Source organism: Belliella filtrata, from assembly GCF_022549775.1.
Lineage (GTDB): Bacteria > Bacteroidota > Bacteroidia > Cytophagales > Cyclobacteriaceae > Belliella > Belliella filtrata.
The window spans coordinates 1-21,836 of the sequence record NZ_JAKZGP010000016.1 but is presented as its reverse complement, the minus strand read 5'-3'; the positions used below and the strand labels follow the sequence as shown (position 1 = coordinate 21,836).

18 protein-coding genes are annotated in these 21,836 nt (G+C 37.2%); 12 read left to right on the top strand and 6 right to left on the bottom strand.

What is annotated here, in order from left to right:
• Positions 1-63: 63 nt before the first annotated feature.
• The 8 genes from MM239_RS08280 (at position 64) to MM239_RS08245 (ending at position 8,191) form a co-directional block, all read left to right on the top strand.
• The gene (locus MM239_RS08280) at positions 64-564 is read left to right on the top strand and encodes a UpxY family transcription antiterminator (protein ID WP_241347733.1); all 501 of its coding nucleotides are present in this window, start codon (positions 64-66) and stop codon (positions 562-564) included.
• 144 nt (positions 565-708) lie between these two features.
• Positions 709-1,734, top strand: a complete 1,026-nt coding sequence (locus MM239_RS08275; protein WP_241347732.1) for an alpha/beta fold hydrolase — start codon at positions 709-711, stop codon at positions 1,732-1,734.
• Positions 1,721-2,968 (top strand): DNA recombination protein RmuC, encoded by a 1,248-nt coding sequence (locus MM239_RS08270; RefSeq protein ID WP_241347731.1) that lies wholly within the window; start codon positions 1,721-1,723, stop codon positions 2,966-2,968. The genes MM239_RS08275 and MM239_RS08270 overlap by 14 nt, the downstream gene beginning before the upstream one ends.
• A gap of 142 nt (positions 2,969-3,110) precedes the next feature.
• On the top strand, positions 3,111-3,782 hold the full coding sequence (locus MM239_RS08265; protein WP_241347730.1) for a tetratricopeptide repeat protein: 672 nt from the start codon (positions 3,111-3,113) through the stop codon (positions 3,780-3,782).
• Between the two features lie 140 nt (positions 3,783-3,922).
• Positions 3,923-4,567: a SatD family protein gene (locus MM239_RS08260; protein WP_241347729.1), complete on the top strand. Its 645-nt coding sequence runs from the start codon at positions 3,923-3,925 to the stop codon at positions 4,565-4,567.
• On the top strand, positions 4,564-5,280 hold the full coding sequence (locus MM239_RS08255; protein ID WP_241347728.1) for a DUF3307 domain-containing protein: 717 nt from the start codon (positions 4,564-4,566) through the stop codon (positions 5,278-5,280). Before MM239_RS08260 ends, MM239_RS08255 begins: the two co-directional genes overlap by 4 nt.
• Before the next feature lie 109 nt (positions 5,281-5,389).
• Positions 5,390-6,736 carry a Trk system potassium transporter TrkA gene (gene trkA / locus MM239_RS08250; RefSeq protein WP_241347727.1) on the top strand — a complete coding sequence of 449 codons (1,347 nt, stop codon included), beginning with the start codon at positions 5,390-5,392 and terminating at the stop codon, positions 6,734-6,736.
• Between the two features lie 3 nt (positions 6,737-6,739).
• Positions 6,740-8,191 carry a TrkH family potassium uptake protein gene (locus MM239_RS08245; protein ID WP_241347726.1) on the top strand — a complete coding sequence of 484 codons (1,452 nt, stop codon included), beginning with the start codon at positions 6,740-6,742 and terminating at the stop codon, positions 8,189-8,191.
• Here MM239_RS08245 and MM239_RS08240 read toward each other — a convergent pair.
• Together MM239_RS08240 and MM239_RS08235 are read right to left on the bottom strand one after the other, a co-directional pair.
• Positions 8,188-10,119 carry an ATP-binding protein gene (locus MM239_RS08240; RefSeq protein WP_241347725.1) on the bottom strand — a complete coding sequence of 644 codons (1,932 nt, stop codon included), beginning with the start codon at positions 10,117-10,119 and terminating at the stop codon, positions 8,188-8,190. The two genes, MM239_RS08245 and MM239_RS08240, sit on opposite strands and share 4 nt — an antisense overlap.
• 59 nt (positions 10,120-10,178) lie before the next feature.
• Positions 10,179-12,635 carry a ligase-associated DNA damage response DEXH box helicase gene (locus tag MM239_RS08235; RefSeq protein ID WP_241347724.1) on the bottom strand — a complete coding sequence of 819 codons (2,457 nt, stop codon included), beginning with the start codon at positions 12,633-12,635 and terminating at the stop codon, positions 10,179-10,181.
• 137 nt (positions 12,636-12,772) lie between these two features.
• Between MM239_RS08235 and MM239_RS08230 the strand changes: the two genes are divergently transcribed.
• Positions 12,773-13,285 carry a hypothetical protein gene (locus MM239_RS08230; protein WP_241347723.1) on the top strand — a complete coding sequence of 171 codons (513 nt, stop codon included), beginning with the start codon at positions 12,773-12,775 and terminating at the stop codon, positions 13,283-13,285.
• 162 nt (positions 13,286-13,447) lie between these two features.
• On the opposite strand, the gene MM239_RS08225 is transcribed toward MM239_RS08230, so the two are convergent.
• From MM239_RS08225 to MM239_RS08210, 4 genes are all read right to left on the bottom strand, one after another.
• Entirely contained in the window at positions 13,448-13,888 is a 441-nt protein-coding gene (locus tag MM239_RS08225) for a hypothetical protein (protein ID WP_241347722.1), read from the bottom strand.
• A gap of 84 nt (positions 13,889-13,972) precedes the next feature.
• The gene (locus tag MM239_RS08220) at positions 13,973-14,917 is read right to left on the bottom strand and encodes a DUF4625 domain-containing protein (RefSeq protein WP_241347721.1); all 945 of its coding nucleotides are present in this window, start codon (positions 14,915-14,917) and stop codon (positions 13,973-13,975) included.
• A gap of 92 nt (positions 14,918-15,009) precedes the next feature.
• On the bottom strand, positions 15,010-17,370 hold the full coding sequence (locus MM239_RS08215; RefSeq protein WP_241347720.1) for a TonB-dependent receptor: 2,361 nt from the start codon (positions 17,368-17,370) through the stop codon (positions 15,010-15,012).
• A 262-nt stretch (positions 17,371-17,632) separates the two neighbouring features.
• Positions 17,633-18,967, bottom strand: a complete 1,335-nt coding sequence (locus MM239_RS08210; protein ID WP_241347719.1) for an amidohydrolase — start codon at positions 18,965-18,967, stop codon at positions 17,633-17,635.
• 92 nt (positions 18,968-19,059) lie between these two features.
• Between MM239_RS08210 and MM239_RS08205 the strand changes: the two genes are divergently transcribed.
• The 3 genes from MM239_RS08205 (at position 19,060) to MM239_RS08195 (ending at position 21,727) form a co-directional block, all read left to right on the top strand.
• Entirely contained in the window at positions 19,060-20,022 is a 963-nt protein-coding gene (locus MM239_RS08205; RefSeq protein WP_241347718.1) for a YheT family hydrolase, read from the top strand.
• Positions 20,023-20,114: 92 nt separating this feature from the next.
• Positions 20,115-20,927, top strand: coding sequence for a hypothetical protein (locus MM239_RS08200; protein WP_241347717.1), 813 nt, complete (start codon positions 20,115-20,117; stop codon positions 20,925-20,927).
• Between the two features lie 98 nt (positions 20,928-21,025).
• Positions 21,026-21,727, top strand: a complete 702-nt coding sequence (locus tag MM239_RS08195) for a TPM domain-containing protein (RefSeq protein WP_241347716.1) — start codon at positions 21,026-21,028, stop codon at positions 21,725-21,727.
• The last annotated feature ends 109 nt before the right edge of the window (positions 21,728-21,836 follow it).

Below are 21,836 nucleotides of genomic sequence, written 5' to 3'. Positions count from 1 at the left end.
TTAAATGATTAAACCCTTGGGATATTATCTCAAGGGTTTTTATTTTTGTACTTTTATGAAAATATGGAAGAATTACACTGGTTTGTTTTATACACTACAGCTCGGGCAGAAAAGAAAGTGGCTCAAAGGCTAGAAGATCAAGACATTGAAGTTTTTTTACCTATAGTAGAAGAGTTAAGGCAGTGGAGTGACAGGAAAAAGAAAGTTCAGCGGCCCTTATTCAATGGTTATTTGTTTGTGAAAACATCTAAAATTAATCTTTGGAAAAGCCTTCAAACACCTGGTGCAGTCAAGTTTGTGAATTTCAATGGGGAGCATGCCACAGTACGTGAGTCTGAAATAGAGATGATCAAAAGAATACTTGATACAGGAGTGGCTGTTGAAACTGACAATGAAGATATTGCCCCAGGCCAGCAAGTCAAAATTATCGGTGGAGCTTTAGAAGGTATGGAAGGAGAGTGCGTAAATAAAGGCAACAAGGATTATTTTATTATACGAGTACCAGGTATCAATCAAAATTTAATAGTCAATATCCCCAGGAAGTTCCTTCTTACAAATTCATAGTTTGTGGTCTTTAACTTTTACAAAGTTGGATTAGTAGGGCAAAAGTATAACCTGAAAAGAGTTAACTTTTGAAAAAGTTAATCATAGTTTAGTAAGATAGGGCCTTCGTCTTTGATTCCCAATATAATTTTAACAATCTGACAAATGAAAAAAGTAGGATTATATATCGTAAATGGGCTATTGGGTTTTTTGCTTTTGATTTTAATCATATTGATCAGCAGCTATAGGTCGGATTTGACCTTGGATGAATTAGCACCTCGCTATATGGACCAGTTCAGTCACATGATCACAGTAGATCAAGTGCCTGTACATGTAAGCATCAAAGGTAAAGGTGAAGCTATTATTTTGATTCATGGAAGTTTTTCTTCTCTGCATTGCTGGAAAGAATGGGAAAAAGAGTTATCACAGCATTTTCTTACTATCTCGATTGATCTACCAGGCCATGGACTTACTGGTCCAGATCCAGAAAAGCGCTATAGCATAGGAGATTATGCAAGGCTTGTAGCTAGCATTGCACAGCAATTGGAAATCAAGGAATATCACTTGGTGGGAAACTCAATGGGTGGGGCTGTAGCAATGATGATAGCTTCTACATTTCCTGATCAAGTCCTTACGCTAAACCTAGTCAACGCTGCCGGAGCATTCAATCTTCAATCAGAAAATGATAATGTTGAAATAGTGGAGAAGGAATCTAGCTCAAGACCTACTATTTTTAAAATTGCCAATAGTCCATTGGCTTCTAAGATACTTTTGAAATGTACGCCTAGGTGGTTGTTCAAATTAAATCTTCAACAAGTCTATCATGATAATTCCAAGATTGATGATGAGCAAGTGACAAGATACTATGAACTCATGCGTCGTGAAGGTAACAGGCAAGCTACATTGGATAGGTTGGCAATTCAAACTTCCTATGTGATAGAAGCTGAGAAACTCCAGATGCCAATCATGATCATGTGGGGTAAGCAAGATACTTGGATACCTGTAAGTAATGTTGATCAGTTCAAAAGGATGCTTCCAGAGGCATATGTCAAAATATACAACCATACAGGCCATGTACCTATGGAAGAAAGACCGACAGAGACTGTCGCAGAATATCTATCATTCCTAGGTATACAAGCAGATCGAGATTACTTTAGTGCTCCTAATTATTATAGCTATGCATACAGATAATCTTTTGATGCTCATTTGTGCCATTCAGTTGGTTCTTTTGTTTATTTTGATTTACCGTTCTTTTAGCTCAAAGTCTGATGATAAGGATGTGATTCAATCCCTTAGAAGAGAGCTTGATGATCAAATGCAGGCCAATAGAAAAGAGATTTCACAAGGGCTTGTTCAGCAGTTTAGTTTGGTTTTTGATACACTTCGGGCTACTTCCAAAGAACACCGTGAGGCCCTTGGTGCATTCGAATTATCCTTCAAATCAAGTGTTGGAGAATTTAATGCTTTGCAAAAAGAAAAGTTTCAAGACCTGATTCAGAAGCAAGAGCGAATGCTATCAATTACCGACGAAAAGTTGGAAAAAATGCGCGAAACTGTCGATGAAAAGCTTCAAAAAACCTTAGAAGCTAGAATTGGGCAGTCTTTTGAGTTGGTCAACAAGCAGTTGATGGCTGTGCAGAAAGGACTTGGAGAGATGCAGAATTTGGCTGTGGGAGTGGGAGATTTGAAAAAAGTATTGAATAATGTAAAAACAAGGGGCATTTTGGGAGAATATCAACTTCAAGCCATACTAGAAAATGTACTTGCTCCTGAGCAGTATGAATACAATGTGCAGGTAAAGCAAGGAGCTTCTGAACGTGTAGAGTATGCCATAAAAATGCCAGGATCAGGTCAGGATGAGCGAGTGTACCTTCCCATAGATGCCAAGTTTCCTCAAGAGACCTATTATCGGTTACTTGATGCTTATGAATTAGGCGATAAATTGCTGGTAGATGCTGCAAAAGCTGATTTGAGAAAGGCTGTCAAAAAAGCAGCAGCTGATATTCATCACAAATATATCCACCCTCCTTTTACCACTGATTTTGCAGTATTATTTCTTCCTATGGAAAGTCTTTATGCTGAAGTGATCAGAGAAGGTGATTTAGCACAGCAGCTGCAGAGGGATTTTAAAGTTATCCTGGTAGGGCCGACTACCATGGCAGCTATCCTGAACAGTCTTCAGATGGGGTTCAGGACTTTGGCCATTCAGCAGCGTAGTGGCGAGGTTTGGAAGGTTTTGGGTGCTGTGAAGACAGAGTTCAATAAATTTGGGGATTTGATCAGCAAGGCACAAAAAAAGATAAATGAAGCAAATAATGATTTGGATCAGCTCGTAGGTACCAGAACCCGTGTGATACAAAGAAGGCTGAAAGATATCGAAGAGTTACCGGACAGTGAAGGAAGTCAATTCTTGGATAAACCTTAGTATTTCTTTGGATAGTGTTTTGTTGATTGGCGTTTAGGTTTATAACTAATCTGCCACAGATTCGTTATTTTTTTGATATCTTGAACTTTATGTTTCTTTTAGATCTTTCTATTTACTCACAACTATAATGAATACTTGTATTATGAGATATTTATCCATTTTCATACTATCACTCTTTCATGTGTCTGTCTCTTTTGCTCAAGAGATGTACGAAGTAGATGTAGATGAGCGGAACAATTCCATAGTGATCACCAACACTGCCAATGATATGATGGAGAATGGAAATTATGAGCAAGCAGCAAAAGTTTTAGAAAGTATTTTTAAAAATGATCCTACGTTTCATCCAGCATATATTGAATACTACAAAGCTATCTATGGCACCCAGCATGATAGTAGCAAACTAATAGAAGTACTGAAACAAGGTTTAACAATTTTTGAAGATGATGATGAATTAGCATACTATTTAGGCAATGTGTATCAGTCAGCCCGTAGATTCAATGATGCCATAGACGCTTATTCGGATGCCATAGCATTCAGTAAAATCAATGGAGAAGATTATCCTATAGTGTGGGGATACCATTTCAACCGAGGAAATTGCCATTTGAAAACGGCACAATATGAAAAGGCTATCAAGGATTATTCTTATGCACTCGAATTAAGCCCTGATAATGGAGACATTCTGACCAATAGGGGTACGAGTTATTATCAGGTCAAGCAAAAAGCCTTGGCTTGTGAAGATTGGACAAATGCGCTCAAGTTTGGTGCTGATGCGGCAAAAAAATATGTTGATCTCTATTGTAAAACTATTGACTAGGATAATCTATCACATATATATTGTTAAATATCCTATAATCCTACGATAATTATTGATATCGCTAGATTAAGCGATAATTTATAATATCCTAGGATCCTAAGATATTTTGAATTATCGTATATTTCAACGATAATTGTAGAATGATAGCAATAATAAGAGCAGATATCGTCTCTTCTAGAACTTTGGATGACCAAGATAAATGGATTCGCCCACTCAAGCAGCTATTAGCCACATGGGGGAAATCACCAAAAACCTGGAAAGTGGACTGGGGAGACTCCATACAAATAGAGATAGCAAACCCTGAAGAAGCACTATTGAAAGCCTTTCAAATCAAAGCATTGATCAAGAAAGTAGCACCAGGAGAAAGGAGCAAACTACAAAGTAGTATCGATATACGTATTGCTATTGGAATAGGAGAGAAGACGTACGCTGCAAAGTCAATATCGGAGAGTAATGGACCAGCATTTATAAATTCAGCGGAAAAATTTGATCTACTGAAGAAAGAAAATGTCAAATTGGGAATTAAAACTCCATGGGAGGTATTTGATGAAGAAATAAACCTCTACCTCAAGCTTGCTGGGCTTTTTATGGATAAGTGGACTATTTCATCAGCTGAACTCGTAGAGTATGTGCTTTTGGGGTCTCATAAGACCCAAGAGGAAATCGGCAAACTACTAGGAATCAAGCAAAACACGGTCAGTGGAAGATGGAACAGAGCAAATATTGATGAAATCAAAGCTGTCGAGAGAATTTTTAGAAAAAAAATTAAGAACCTTCTACAATGATCATTATCATCAAGCTTCTTTTGGCTCATTTTATAGGTGACTTCGCTTTTCAACCAAGGTCTTGGGTAGAAGAAAAGGAAAAGCGAAAAGCCAAATCTCCCAAGTTATACTTGCACATTCTGATTCATGGTGGCTTGATCATGTTGCTTTTGTGGGAGTGGGAAGTATGGCCACTGGTATTGATCTTGATGGGGCTACATGGGATTATTGATGTGGTGAAACTCTATGCTCAAAAGAAAAAAAATAAGACATCTTGGTTTATCATGGATCAAGTACTGCATCTTGCGAGCATCTTTGGAATATGGTATATCATCTATCAACCAGCCATAGATTTCATTAGTCTACTCCAAGATCCGATGGTATGGATTTATATGTTGGCTATTTTGATAGTGACATTAGTGACTGGGATCATGATGCAGGTTTTTATGCACAAATGGGCGAAATCTTTGCAAGAAGGTAATGAGTCTTCACTCAAAAATGCTGGCAAATATATTGGGATCTTAGAGAGGCTATTAGTACTTACTTTTATAATAATAGGAAGATGGGAAGGTGTCGGGTTCTTATTAGCAGCTAAGTCAGTGTTCAGGTTTGGAGATTTGAAAGAGAGTAAAGACAGAAAATTGACAGAATACATCCTGATAGGTACCTTGATAAGCTTTGGTATCGCTATTGGTGTAGGATTGATTTTAGTTCAATTACAAAATATTCTGTAGACTCATTGCCGTAAAATTTCTTTTTCGTTCGTTTTTTTATCTATATCTGGACCCAATATGATATAAAGTACTTACCTTTGTTGCTTAAACATTTGCGTTTTCGTCACTTATGGGAATGAAGATTGTAATTGCAGGAGCAGGAGATATGGGATATCATTTGGCCGAGCAATTGAGTTTTGACAATAAAGACATCGTATTGATAGATACGGACAAGGATGTACTTGACAATGTATCTTCACACCTTGATGTGCTGACAATCGTTGGGGATGCTACATCTTTCGAAGTACTCAAAAATGCAGGTGTTAAAGATGCAGCCATGCTCATGGCAGTCACCACATCCGAAAAAACTAACATTGTAACAGCTGCCCTTGCAAAACAACTAGGTGCCAAAAGGGTCATAGCGAGAGTGCGTACGCATGATTACCTTCAAGCTGGTCATGAGAAGTATTTCCAACAAATGGGTATAGACAACATCATTTCACCAACCATGCTTTGCAGTGGGGAAATCAAAAGGATGTTAAAAAACTCAACTTTTACTGATGTTTTCGAATTTGAAGAAGGGAAGTTAAGTGTAGTCGGGATCACCCTAGACCAATACAGCTCATTAGTAAATAAGAAAATTTCAAAAATGAGGCAAAATCCAAAATTTAAAGATATAAGGATTATTGCGATTGTAAGAGGTCAAATGACGATCATTCCACACGGTCAGACAATCATTAGAAATAATGATCATGTTTTTTTTATTTCAAACAAACAAGCTGTAGAGTCTATTTTAGAATTGCTTGGTCAAAAGAAAGTCACTGTAAAAAATGTGATGATCATCGGTGGTGATGATATGGCTTATGCTACTGCTCTGAAGCTAGAAAATGACTATCGAGTTACGCTCATACATAAAGACAAAGAACGTTGTAAATGGTTGTCCGAAAAACTTGATAAAACTTTGGTTATCAATGGTGACTATAAAAATATTGAACTATTGGTTGAAGAGGGCTTAGAAGAAATGGAGGCGTTTATTTCAGTCACGGAATCTTCTGAGACTAATATTATCACTTCACTTTCAGCAAAAAATCATGGTGTATACAAAGCCATTGCCCACGTTGATACCAGAGAGTATATTCACATTTCACATAGTATCGGTGTTGATTCCTTGATCAACAAGAAGCTGGTAGCCGCTAACCAGATAACGAGGTTTTTGAAAAAAGGAAATGTAGAAGTTGTCTCAGGAATCCAAGGAGTAGATGCTGAGTTTATTCAATATGTGATCACCAAAAATAACCGAGTAACAAGAAAGCCACTTAAAGACTTGCATTTTCCAGAAAGCGCTATAGTAGCTGGGGTTATAAGGGGAGAGGAAGTTTATATTCCAGATGGAGATTTCACCCTTCAATTAGAAGATAAGGTAATTGTATTTGCACTACCAGGTGCTAAGGCTCCATTAGAGAAATTATTTCATTAAACCATGATCCATTACAAAGCCATAGGAAAAATCATGGGAGCATTACTCATGCTCTTAGGATTACTCATGCTTCCAGGAGTTGGATTTTCACTGTACTATAAGAGCAATGATCAAATTGCCTTGTTATCTTCAGCATTTGTTACCCTAAGCATTGGAGCGGCATTTTATTTTTCTCTATCAAAACAAGATCAGCATATCAGAAAGCGAGAAGGTTATTTGATTGTAACCCTGAGTTGGATTTTGATGTCTCTGTTTGGGATGTTACCATACATTTTTAGCAATACCATACCAGAAGTTCATGATGCTATATTCGAGACCGTATCTGGATTGAGTACTACTGGCGCATCGATTCTCAATGACATAGAAGCCATGCCAGCTGGTATTTTGTTTTGGAGAAGTATGACACAGTGGATTGGAGGACTAGGAATCATTGTGTTGACAGTGGCGATATTGCCACTATTAGGTATTGGTGGTATTGAGCTCTTTGTCGCAGAGTCACCAGGTCCTACTTCTGATAAGTTGCATCCAAGAATCCGTGAGACAGCCAAAAGACTTTGGTTAGTCTATGTTGGGCTCACTTTACTTGTTTGTTTTTTATATTATTTAGGAGGAATGACTTTTTTTGACGCAATCAATCATGCCCTTACTACTATGGCTACTGGTGGATTTTCTACCAAAAATGCCAGCATGGCATTTTATGATTCTGCATTTATTCAATATACAGCTATTGTATTTATGTTTTTGGCGGGTACCAACTTCACGATTATTTATTTCGGACTTAGAGGTAAGTTTGGTAAAGTATGGAAATCAGATGAGTTTCGATCTTATGCAATGGCAATTGTCTTTTTAGCTTTGCTGTTCGTTTGGCCTATTTATTATTACAGTGGGGAAGGTTTTGAAGTTTCTTTCAGAAATGGATTGTTTCAGATAGTTTCGTTGATTACGACCACTGGTTTTGTAACAGCTGATTATACCTCTTATCATCAAGGACTTACTTTATTGTTTTTTATGATGTTGTTTCTAGGTGGTTCTGCGGGTTCAACAAGTGGTGGGATTAAGTTTGTAAGACACTTGACCTTTGTGAAAAACACTTGGCTTGAATTTAAAAGAATCGTACACCCTAGGGCTATTGTACCTTTAAAGATTAATGGTGATCGAGTGACAGGGAAAATCATCACGCACATCATGAATTTTCTGCTGATTTACTTAATGATATTTGTGCTGAGCTCTGTAATTATGGCTTTGATGGGTTATGATATACTCACTGCGTTTGGAGCAGTGGCTACTAGTCTTGGAAATGTAGGCCCTGCAATAGGTCAAGTGGGACCTATGGATAATTTTGCTTTCTTTTCACCTGGTGCTAAGCTGTTTTTGAGCTTTTTGATGCTTTTGGGTAGACTGGAATTATTCACCATTTTGATAGTGTTCACACCTTTCTTTTGGAGGGCAAATTAGTTTGCCTTTGGAATTTCAAAAAAGAAATCTGACCACAGTCCATATTCACTTTCTACCCAGATTTTTCCCTGATGCATTTCTATGATTTCTTTGCATAGCATCAATCCAATACCAGTTCCTGTTTCTTGGTTTGTACCTAAAGTGGAGTAGAAATCAGCTTTGAATAGTTTATCAATGTCCTCAGGCTTGATACCAGTCCCACTGTCTCTTATTGTCACACGAACCTTGCTGTACCAACTAGTTGCTGTCACTACAATTTGATCCTCAGATCTGGTGAACTTTAACGCATTTGACAATAAATTTCTGATCACAATATCAATCATGTTTTTATCTGCCAAAACAAAAAAATCACTATTTACGCTGTTTATTATAACTTGACCTTTAAAATAACCACTATACGGGAGTAAGTCTAAGTTTTTCTGAATCAGTTCGTTTAGGTTGAATGAAGTAGGTTTTGGCTCCAATTTTTTCATTTGACTTCTTGACCAGAGAAGTAGGTTCTCCAAAAGGGTGTTGTTGTTCCCTAAGTTTTTAGAAATCATCTCCACATAGCTGGTAAACTCTTTCTTAGTTAGGCTCTTCTCCTGAACCAGGTTAAGAAGACCCGTCAAAGAATTTAATGGACTTCTGAGATCGTGTGCAATGATAGAAAATATCTTATCTTTTTCTGTATTCGATCTCTGTAATTGATGTGCCTGTTCTTCAATTTGATCTTTATGAATAGAAAGATTATGCAAATTGACTTTTTCTCTTTTCCAAGCTCTAAAAATGATAAAGAACCCTATACTTACTAAAAGAATGATGATGAAAAGCACTATGGATAGGTATATTTTTATCCTAGCATTCTCTTCAATGAGCTGTTGTTGCCTATTCAAAAATGCTATTTCCTCTCTTTGATTCTTGATTGTAATTCCTGCAAGATGATTTTTGGTTCTCTCATTTTTGATGATATTTCTTTCAGCTTGCAATAAGGATTGATATTTGGCTGATCGGGTAGTATCACCTCTTGTGAAATGCATCTGATTCATTTGCTGATAGATATCTATCATGGCTTCAGAGTTTGGCTTTTGCTTATGAAGTACTTCAGCTGTTTCAGCATACTTTATAGCATCCTCAAACTTTCCAGTTTTGATTTTCAGTTCTACGAGTTTTTCCAATGCATGTATGGCTCGTACCTTGTCGTTTTCTAAACCATATTGAAATAGTCTTTGAATATGTTCCTCGGCTTCATCATAGATACCTATAGACATCAGTATATCTGCCTTATTGAACTTCGAAACAATGACTTGACGAGAAAGCCCAAGTCCTTCTCTAATTTCTATAGCCCTATCAACTTTATCTAAGGCCTCTCGAAACATACCTAGTTCGCTTAAAACTAAGCTCATTCCAGTATAATTATATCCGAGCCCACTCAAATCATTAGCTTTCAAAAACTCTTTTTCTGCCTCTAAATAATACTCAAGAGCTTCTTCATAAAACTCTTTGAGATAGTACATTTGACCAATATTATTTAAAGAATGTCCGATCTGGGTAGGGGTATTCAGTGATTTACTCACTTCTAATGCCTCCTCATAGAGAATCAATGCTTCTTCTTGAAGATTCATGTTTCTGAAATATACACCTAACCTATTGAGGTTCTGTGCCAGTAGTTCTTTACGGTCGTATTGTCTTGCCAATTTGATTGCTTCTTGGTAGTACTGCAATGCAGAATCAGAATAGTGGATTTCTGTAACCAAAGCACTAAGTAAATCTAACTTCCTAAGTTCTGATTTAGAGTTCTTATAGAGCCTATATAAACTGTCTGCCTTTACCTCATGCTCTTCAAGTTGAAAAGCATTAGATGATTGTGTACCAGACAACAAAAGAAATGAAATTATGATGAAAAATTTTGAGAATTTGGTTTCTTTTGGGTTAAGAGATTGAAGCATTTTCCTACTCGTTGAGGTTGGAAAAATAGTTGTTTGTTACCAGTAAAAAAAATATTGTATCAATATTCAATCAAACTAGCTTTCATTTTTACAATACGATCTTCTATAGACTCCGATGACAAGGTTGCTCTTAGCCTGTCCACCATGATTGGGAATGAAAATGGTGTAAATTGAGTAGGGGATTTGAGGATGATTTTTTGCTGATTGATCTTTTTGATCGCTTGTAAAATCTTATCTTTCTCCATTTGGCTGTCCAATACCTCTCGGTGAGCTTGCTTGAGAAGTAGATTGTCTGAATCATAGGATTCAAATACGCCGTATAGAATTCCAGAATTGGCTTGTAAGTGTTTGGTGGTAACAGGCTTGCCTGGGAATCCTTGGAAAACCAATCCTGAAATAGTTGCTATGTCTCTAAACCTCCGCTTAGCCATTTCACTTTCATTGATACAATGTATCAAATCATCAGTAATACCTTCTTGTGTGAACAAAGTACCTTCTTCCAAAAAGCTCTCTAAGTCAAACTTTTGGTCTGTCAATAATTCAAAGCCATAATCATTCATCGCTATACTAAATGTAACAGGGATGCTTTGGCTAATGCGGTAGGCGAGGAGAGCACCTAAAATTTCATGAATCAACCTTCCTTCAAATGCAAAGAAAAAAATGTGATACCCTTCCTTAGAGTGATGTTGCTCAATGAGAAATGTTTGGTGATTTGGTATTATTGATAGCTTTTGCTGAAGTTCAAGCAATGGTTTGATGAATTGTGCCTCAGAAGTCTTGAAGTTAGCCTTTGATGCCTCTTCTAGTATTTCGCGAATTTTTTTTGAAAGCTGTGAGGTCAGCGAAATTCTTCCTCCCATGTAGGCTGGAACATTGTTACTTTTCTTCTTAGATAGCTGTACCAATGCAGCATTGTCATGAACCTTAAGAAACTCTAAGTTTCGACCAGCGAAAAAGAATCTTCCGCCAGGTTTTAATTTTGAAAGAAAATACTCTTCAATCATTCCCAAAAATGAACCATTTCTAAACTTTACTTTGATCATGGGGTCAGATACAATGGTTCCCATGGATAAGCGATGCCTCATGGCTGTCTTTCTGGACAATACTTTATATAGCCCACTTTCAAGAATTTCTACTTTTGAAAATTCTTCATAACGCTGCAAACTATTCCCTCCTTGGGTAATGAAACTCAATATCCATGCGTATGTTTCTTCATCTAAATCAGCATAACTGTAGCATGATTTAATGGCAATGTATGCTTCATCAGCAAAGAAGCCCTCACCTACGGCTAGGGTAATTAGAAATTGAATCAATACATCATAAGAAAGTGTGGGGCTATAGATACTTTCCATTTCACCAGCATTTACTGCGTCTCTTAATGCAGCTACTTCCAAGAATTCTAGCGAGTTGGTAGGCACAAAATATATGATAGATGGTTTGCCGGGTTGGTGCCCAGACCTGCCAGCACGTTGGACAAACCTTGCAACTCCTTTAGGGCTTCCGACTTGAATGACCGCTTCCACCGGCCTGAAGTCCACACCCAGATCTAAACTTGATGTACATACAACTAACTTAAGTTTTCCTAGGTGCAAAGACTCTTCAACCCATGACCTTACCTTCAAATCGAGTGAACCATGGTGAATAGCCAGGTACCCTGCCCAATCAGGTCTGGTTTCAATGATATTTTGATACCAAATTTCTGTTTGTGCTCGGGTATTCGTGAATAACAAGACTGATTGCTTTTCTTCTATGATGTCTATTACTTTTCCTAGAAGTTGTATTCCTAGATGCCCTGACCAAGGATACTTTTCAAGCTCCTCGGGATACACCGTGTGTATTTGTAATTTTTTCTCTACTTCCGATTTTACAATGTGTATGGGTTTCTGATGCCCCAGAAGTACCCGGTGTGCCTCTTCTAGGTTACCAATTGTAGCTGAAATCCCCCAAACCTGAAGCTTTTGAGAAAGTTTACTTTGAATATAGCTAATCCCCAACTGAATTTGAACACCTCTTTTGTTACCTAGCAATTCATGCCATTCATCTACGATGATAGCTTTAAGGTTTTTAAAAAGTTTTGAATTGTCCTTTTGAGCTAAAAGTATATGCAATGTTTCTGGCGTCGTTACGAGACATTCTGGTGGGTTTCTTTTTTGAGATTCTTTTTGAGATGCACTCGTGTCACCGTTTCGAATACCCACAGTCCATGGTAGGCCTAGAGCAGTACAGGACTCTTGCATTGCAGCAGCAATGTCTTGAGCCAATGCGCGAAGTGGCGTGATCCAAATCACTTGTAAGCCATTCTTCTTTGACTTTTGCCAAGTGTCCTGATTAGCTTCTATGTATTGAAGAATTACAGCAAACCATAGCGCAAATGTTTTCCCACTTCCTGTAGGGGCGTTGAGAATTCCTGATTGCCCGTCTAAGTAGTCTATCCAAGTTCTTTCTTGAAAAGGAAATGCAGTCCATCCTTTTGATTCAAAATATGTTAATGCTTGAGTTATTCGCCTATCTTTCATGTCATGATTCCAAATTTGATTTACTGAAGTTAATCTTCAAGCAGATGCTTAAATTTGGATGAAAATTTAGATTTATTTTGAGTTCTCTTTAACTTATTTAAAATTTATTGCGTTATTGAAATATAAACACGAAACTCATGAAAAAGTTAGTCCTCATCCTGTTTGTACTTCCAGTATTTTTTGCCTGTGAGAGCGATTCTGAAAACCTTTATACTGATAACAGCATTACCTATAACCTCTACCAGGGTTCTGATTTTAATTATTCTGGAAAAGTTGAGGTTAAAGAACTCAAGTCGGGACAACTTGAGTTGTTCATTGACTTAAATGGTGCCAAATCTAATGATGAGTTTTACTTTCCTGCACACTTGCATTTTGACTCTTATGATGGAGTAGATGCACCCATTGCATATCAGCTGAACCCTGTAGATCAAAGACACCTAACTAGTAAAACGATTCTAAGCACGCTGTCTAATGGAGAAGTTTTAACTTTTGATAAAATGAAGAGTTTTGATGGGCATGTAAAGGTACATTTGGCAGAAAGTGGTCCTGATTATGAAGTGATTTTAGTAGCTGGCAATATTGGCATCAACGACAATAGCATGGCATCTTTCAATCAAGAAGCAATAGCTGTCTGTTCTTCAAAATATTAAAATTTCAATTGTGCTATTTAGAAAATGTCTGCTGCATGCAAACCTAAATTGATAAGATAGATTGAAAAAGCCTCACAAGTTCGAAGAGATTTGGTATTATTTCATCGTGTTTGTGAGGCTATTTTTATAAAAATTCAATAGCTGACTATTAAAAGCTTTTGCTTAATCATCTGCCATTACATCATTGCTGAGTCTTCTTTTTAGCTTAGAAGATAGTTCCACGATTTCATCGTGCATGACTTCTTGGTAATTTTTATGCTCTTCTGGAGTAAATTCCTTCATAGGGTTATGTACATGGTATTTGCGCTGATGCTCATCATCATGTGAGTGTTCAAACCCAGGGACTTCAATGATGTCTTTATCCCAAATTTTTAATTCTTCTTTCAAATCGGTATAGTCAATCTCAGCCTCTTTAAGGTCTTTCTCTACTTGAAGCAATTCTTCTCTGATGTCTAATGACTGTTGGTGGATCCTATTGGCTTCGATGAGATATTCATCGTCGACATCCTCATGGTGGTGATCATGTCCTGATTTGCTGTTGCAAGACATCAGAAGACCAAGAGTAAAGATAATTGCATAACTGAATTTATTGAATGTGTTCATCTTTAAGGAATGGTTTTGTTGATTTTATAAAATAAAAAAGAGGAAAACCAGTACTGATTTTCCTCTAAATATAAGTATTATCTCTTAATGAGCATGTACCTCATAAGTCTTTTGAGTAACATTTCCATTGATATCTTCCACCCAAATGATCAAATCTAAATGATCTTCCCCAGTAGGCAAAGTGATAGCATGCTCTCCAGATAGGATATCTTCAAATCTAAGTTCGTTAACGTTTGGTAGTTCTGGTCCAGATAAGTTTGTTCTCCAAGTAGACTGACCCCACATTTTTTCATAAAAAGTTTCGTCCATTACCCTGTGACCAGCTCCATGATGATGATCATCATGCTCTTCGGCTAATCTAATCCATATAAACTTGATATCAGAGCTAAGCTCGTGAGCACCTTTTGCAATTCTTCCTGAAAGCTCAAGAACTTCTCCTGGTTCGCCTTCTAGTTCATCATCTTCAAGGTTGCTTACTTCAATTACAGGTGCATATGGTCTTTCAATGAAGAAAGTTGCCAAGTAGTTAGACCCGTCTGCATAACCTGTCTGATTTCCATGAATATCAACAGCTGAGATGATAATATCATATGGTCCAGCCAATACATTTCCATCTACTCTGGAGCTAGGCCCATCCCAGTAAATATCTGTTGTAGACCCATCTACATTGTGAAAAGTGGCTCCTTCTGGAAATCTAAAAGCTGCGTTACTCGCATCAGGACTATAAGTATCTTTAACATTCAAAGCCTCAAAATCACTTTGAATTCTTCCATGTGTATGACCATCAAAGGTATTGTGAATATCCACCAGAATAGAACCAATTCCAGATTCATCACTTACACTAAACCTCAAGTGTAGGTGATCTGTAGTTGTTGCTCTCACCTCATTGTTTGCTGGTCTGAACCCATCTCTATTCTCAGCAAATCCTATCACTGGAGCATCTAGATCCAATGCACTTGGATCTTCATTTTCAGTACAGGCAAATGTCATCAATCCTGCAATAGCCAATAATCCTAAATTCTTTTTCATAGTAGTTAAATAATGTAATGCAATTTTGTTGTATGTGCAATATAGTTGCAAATATACTTTGCTTTGAGTTAAGACTCAAGAAAAAAATGAAATTATCTCAATGAAACAGGAATATTTAGGCTAAGCGAAATGTTTCGACCTTGCTCGGGAAGATTGAGTAGCCTATACCTACTCAGGTGATTGAAATAGACTTCATTGGTAAGATTCTGTCCCGATAGCTGAAATTTAAACGCTTGATTTCTCACCTTCAAATCCCAGCCAAGACCCATTTCCAAAAGGTGATATCCAGGTGTAATTCGTTCATTTCTATCAACTCTCTCTTGGGCTGATACTGACCTATATTCGGCAAATAGAAAAATTTCACCAATTGGTCCTGAAAACTCAGGAAGCTTATATTCAACACCAAGCAAACTCGAAAATGGTGGTGTCAATGGTAGGGGGAGTCCCGTGTTCAAATTTTGGCTGTGTACATATTCCAGAGCCAAAGAAAAGCTCAGATTTTTTATTGGATTAAATTGACTCATTAATTCAAAACCTGAGAAAATGGCATTATCCTGTCTATATTCCCATAAGAGACTAGCACCTGGCAGTGGGGAGAACCTTGGGGCTGGGGCTAAGTATATGTATTGATCAAAATATCCCCAGAATGGACTAAATGTAATCAGAAACTTTGGTTTTGAGTAAGCTAGATTCCAGTCAAACTGATAGCTTCTCTCTCCATCAAGGTTGGCATTTCCTACTTCATGCCTGAAGTTTCCATGATGAATACCGTTGGTAGCAAGCTCGATTGGGGTCGGGATTCTGAATGCACTTCCAAAATTAAATTTGAGATTAAAATTTTCCATGAAAACCCATGACATCCCTGCACTACCGCTAAAGTTGCCAAATGATCTTTCTATATCTGGGTTTCGCTGATCAAGCTCTCCTGTCGGTCTTCCATTTTGATACAAAGGCTGCAAATGTTCTTGGATATCGTGGCTAGCTCCGTCCAGCCTAAGACCGGCATTAAAAACAAGGTTGCTCAAAGCTTTGTATTCTCCAAAGTAAAACAAGCCACCTTGAAAAGAACTAAAGTCTGGAAGAAGAAATTCAAAACCACTTTTTTGATTAATTGATTTTTGAGCATTGAACCCTATGATGGATTGTGTTTTTTCATTGTGCTGCTTGTTGAATCGGAGATTGGCTGTGTAAACATCCAAATCTAAACCTAGTGCTAGATTTCCAAAATCTGTTTGACCCACACCTTGATTATGGGGAAATGAATTTTCTTCTCTTTGATTTTTCTGATAACCTAAATCGACCTCCATCCATGATTTCCCAATCTGAATACTATTGTTCCATATTACTTTTAAATGGCTATTATCTTGATTAGGGATATCTATGTTTCTAAAATCTCCATCACTTCTCAGGTTATAGCTATTTGGAATACCTACTGCACCAACAAAAATCCCAGCATTTTGAGCAAATCTACTTACAGTTATGGTCGAGTATCCCCATTTTTTTTGGACGCCACCCATCAGGGAGAAATGCCTCTCTTTGCCTGCTGTATTCTTTAGCCTATTTTCATATATCGGTAATATAAACCCTGCGTAAGAAAAGCGATCTGCTGGTATTTTATAATCAGCATAATCCTGAGTAGTCAACCTGCCCCTAAATACAAAATCTCCTTCATTACCATCCAATGCCAATGAATTAGAATACATATCGTTATTGGATCTGTAAAAGCCAGAATAGTTTAGCTCAATTTCGTTGTTTTGCATAAAGCCAGCAGGGCTTATGTTGATCACACCTGCCATCCCATCTGAGCCGTACATCAATGATGCTGGGCCTTTGATAATTTCTACCCTGTCTACATCGAATGGATCAATTTCTAATCCATGATCTGCACCCCATTGTTGTCCTTCTTGCTTGATGCCTCGATCGTTGACCACGATTCTATTGAAACTCATACCTCTGATCACTGGCTTGCTGATTCCTACGCCAGTATTGATGGTAGATATTCCAGGGAGTTTTTCTATAGAATTGGCAAAGGTGCCACCATTATTTTTATTTATAAACTCCCTGTCTACAATCAAGATAGTCTGGGATTGTTCTAGTGGGCCATTCTTGAATGGATTAGCCTCTACGGTCATCGCATCCATCAGGATATCGGATGGTTTTAGGATAATGTAAAGCTCGGAACGCTGTTGAGTTACAGAAACATTCTTGCTATAAGAACGAAACCCCATATGTGTAATGTGAAGATGATAGACTCCCTCATTCAATCCTTTAAAAGAAAAATTCCCGTCAGGGTCAGCAACAGTATACTTTCCCAACTCATGAATTGATACGATAGCTTGAAGAGGTTCACCCGAGTCTTCATGTACTTTTCCCTTTAGCTCTAGGGAAGATTGGGCAAAAGAAATGTGAATAGTTAAGAGCAATATTAGCCCTAGAATATATCTGGAAATCAATTGAAATTCGTTTTTGCAATATTGTTACAAAAACAAAGGTAAATATTTATACAATAAGTTCCCTATTGATAAAAAAAAACGACCTGAATGATCAAGTCGTTTTATTGAACTTCTAAATCCTAAATATCCTATGAAGAAAGATTTCTACTACAAATATGATAGATTGTAAGACGCTACCTGTTATGTATTCATGAACCTATTGTTAAGCTTTCAGAACCTTTTTTGGCTTAATTAATATGCTTCTTTTAAAAAAAGAAATGTTTTACTTGTTGATGTCCATCATAACTTCCTTGTTGGCCAATATATCCATGGCAAAGGAAGTCATGGCCTTTACACCAGTTTTGATCGTCGGTTCTGGTACAGGAGCAAAGTAGGGACTGTGCAGTCCTGGTATTTCCTTTCCTTCAGCTTTTTGTTTTTGAAGAAAACCTGGATCATTAGCTCCAAGAAAAAACATACTGATTGGAATTTTTCTTTCCTCATTGCCATAAGCACTAAAGTCTTCACCTATCATTTGTGCATCTATAGGTATAAGATTCTCATCACCAAAATTTTGCCTGAACACTTCTATCATCTGATTAGTAAGTTTTTCATCATTGATAAGAGGTTTTGTAAATGGATCTCTTATCCAGTATTCTGGCATTTTATGCTCATCTAATCCAGCAGCGCGCGCATAATGTTCACTTATTTCCTTGACTCTATTGATAATTTTTTCTCTTACATCCAAGTCGTATGTTCTGATTGTGAGCTGCATCAAAACTTCATCTGGAATGATATTGTGTACTGAGCCTCCGTGAATAGCGCCTACAGTAATGACAGCTGGATCAGTGGGAGTGAGGTTGCGACTGACAATAGTCTGGTAAGCTTGGATGATCTGTGCACTGAGTACTACGGGGTCTATTGTCTTGTGAGGGGCAGCCCCATGACCACCTTCGCCGAAGATCTTTACATTCATCATATCGACTCCTGCCATCAAAGGCCCAGCTTTGTACCCAAGCTGACCAGCCGCTAAAAACGGATCATCATGCAAGGCTATCGCAAAGTCTGGATGTGGAAACTTTTCATATAATCCGTCTTTTAGCATATTATAGGCTCCCAAACCATTTTCTTCAGCTGGCTGCGCGACCATTATCAATGTTCCTCTCCAATTGTCTTTGTAGTCCTTCATCATTTTTGCAGTACCGATGAACACAGACATGTGAATATCATGACCACAGGAATGTGCGATAAAGGTTTCTTTTCCATCATTACCAACTCCCTTTTTGGTAGAGGCGTATGGCAGACCAGTTTTTTCTTCCATAGGAAGTGCATCCATATCAGTACGTATGAGTAGTACAGGGCCTGGGCCATTTTGGAACATGCCTACTACTCCATATCCACCAATTTTCTCAGTCACTTCATACCCTAGAGAGGCTAACTCTTTGGCCATTCTTGCTGATGTTTCTTTTTCTTGCAAAGAAAGTTCTGGGTTTTGATGCAGCTCCTTGTACATCTTATCCAAATAGGGGTAGAAATCAGCAATAGATCGATCTAAATCTTGTGCTTGAACACTAAAAACGAATAGCAAAACGCTTAGTAACGAGAGGTATAGTTTCATTTTAATTTTTGGCTTTGAATATTGAATTAACAAAAAAATTGCTGATTAGCCGATATGTTTTTTACTTTAGTAGCTAAAAGTAGCTTTCTATCATGCCTCTTATTTCTGACTCCACATATTCTAAACCTCCCAAATACCTATTCAACGGGCATTTAGAGACTATTATTCCAAGTATCTTTAGAAAAATAGAAGGAGTAATTTATAGTCGTGAAAGAATTGTAACTCCAGACGATGATTTTCTGGATTTGGACTGGTCCAAAGTAGGAAGTAAGAAACTGCTCATCATTTCTCATGGATTAGAAGGGAGTTCTCACAGGCATTATGCAAAAGCTTTGGTAAAATTATTCAATCAGCATGGAATCGATGCCTTGGCATGGAATAATAGAACTTGTAGTGGAGAGATGAACAAACAAGCTATCATGTATCATCATGGTGCTACGTATGATTTGGATACTGTGATCGATCATGTTGAATCCGCTAGTCCTTACAATGATATTTTTCTTGTAGGTATTAGTATGGGAGGGGCACAGACTTTGAAATACTTGGGGGAAAAAGGAGTTGACTTAAGTTCAAAAATCAAAAAAGCAGCCGTATATTCTACACCATGTAACTTGACAGATTCTGCTGCAACCCTTTCTTTTAAAGGAAATGCATTTTATAGAAAGCGATTTTTGAAAAAGCTTAAGCTAAAGATGCGACTTAAAGGCGCACAATTTCCAGGATTGGTAGATCTCGAGTTGCTAGATAGGGTGGAAGACTTCACTTCATTTGACACACACTTTACTGCAAAAATACATGGCTATAAAGACGCAGCAGATTTTTATAGTTCTGTTAGTGCGGATAATTGGATAGCGGATATCCAAATCCCAACATTAATTATCAATGCACAAAATGATCCTTTACTTTATGGTAGGTGTTATCCAATTAATTTGGCTCAAAAATCTCGGAATATCTATCTTGAAATGCCCATTAGAGGTGGACATACAGGATTTATGGTACAAGGACAAGAGTTTACTTGGGCAGAGTTACGCTTTTTATCTTTTCTTGGTGAGTGATAAGATTTTATTGTGTCTAGATGCTTTTTTTTAATGATAAAGAAAACTTTTGTCAAATAATCCGTAAGATAACTAAGATCAAAATACATGATATGAAAAATCTCCTCACTAACATCATTTATCTTTTTTTGACCTCATTTCTATTTTTCAATTGTTCTACGCACTACATAGGAACGTGGGACAATTATGATAAAGAAGGCTTTGTCAATGAATCGGGAAATCTTCTTGTGAAAAATGACACTTTGGGAATTTCTCATGCTTTCAATAAAGCTTCTGGAAAAGTTCAAGTGAGAATGGAAAACTATACCGATCAGCCATTATTGATCAATATGACGAAGTCGACGATGACAGTGAATGGTCGAGCAATGGGCTTTGTTGATGGTAAGTCTACGATCTTTGGAATTCTTGATCAAGACTTACTAGCAATAGGTAACACTTTTGTATTCAATGGAGAGATGGAATCAAACCCAAACACGATCATCATACCACCTCATAGCTACGCAGAAAGTACTTCGGTGAATGTAATTGAAGAAAAGCGAAATCTCTTGGGTCAAAGATTCGATGAAGGTGTAACGAATTACCCACTTTTTGACCAAGCTACCCCTATGAGAGTAAGGTTCTTTAATGAATCAAATTCTCCAATTAAATTAACGAGTTATGTAAATTACTCAACTTTAGACAAGGATAACCAACCAACATCCACCAATACACTAACACAAAACTATTTTTTATCTAGCTATGCAAAAGTTACCGGTATGACTATCAAAGAAGTAGACTACAGAATGCGTAATAGAGAAGATGTCTCAAGTTTTTATGAGGTAAAAGGGGTTGGTGTAGGTTTAACACTCGCATTGGCAGGAATTATTGTGGCGGCATTGATTATAGATCCTGACTCCGAACTTTAAGAAATTGAAATTTTGATAAAACTTAATTTATAAGATTTGATTAGTAAGTGATTTAAAAAAATCCTTCTAAGCTGATAAAACTTCAAATTAAACATACTTTGAAGAAGATCAATATTATCATAATCATTATATTTTTAACTCACCTTACATCTGCTCAGCATGGAGTAAGTGAACTACCAAGTCCAAAAGAAAAGGGACAGGAATTTTTCGTAAGCAATCCAGATTATGTCATTAATCAGCAAACGGAAGATTCATTGAATGTAGTTGCTCAGGAAATTGAGCTAAAAAGTTCCTCTGAATTTGCCATGGTGATCATTGAAGATTTCATTGGGGATGATGATTTTGAATATGCATTGGAAGTTTTTAAAAGTTGGTCGATTGGTAAATCTCAAAATGATAACGGGCTTTTACTTCTTGTTGCAAAAAAGCGTAAGGTATATAGGTTCATTACAGGCTATGGTATGGAAGGTGTATTGCCTGATGCCATGCTTAAAAGAATTGGTGAAACTTATTTGGTACCAAACTTTCAAGAAGGAAGGTTTGATGAGGGAATGTTAAAGGCAGCTGCGGCCATTCACACCATACTTACTGGAGATGTAGAATCAGAAGAACTATTTGCAAAGACGCTACAAAGCTCATTCTGGGATAGAAATCTCGAAAATTTGATTTATTCACTCTTGATATTCCTTTTAGGGTTTATGATCTTGAAATGGATGAGTTATCAAATAATTAAAAAAGTGCCTATTGGGAAAAAGCCAACAAATCAGCGTAGTGATGTTTATCAGCAATTCCGAGCATAAATTTTCAAGTTGATTGTTAGGTTGTTACAACTATGCTTAAGAATTAATCTTCGGGCTATTCAAAAGGAACGTAAAAAATCCTATATAACTGAACCTGAGTCACATGCAT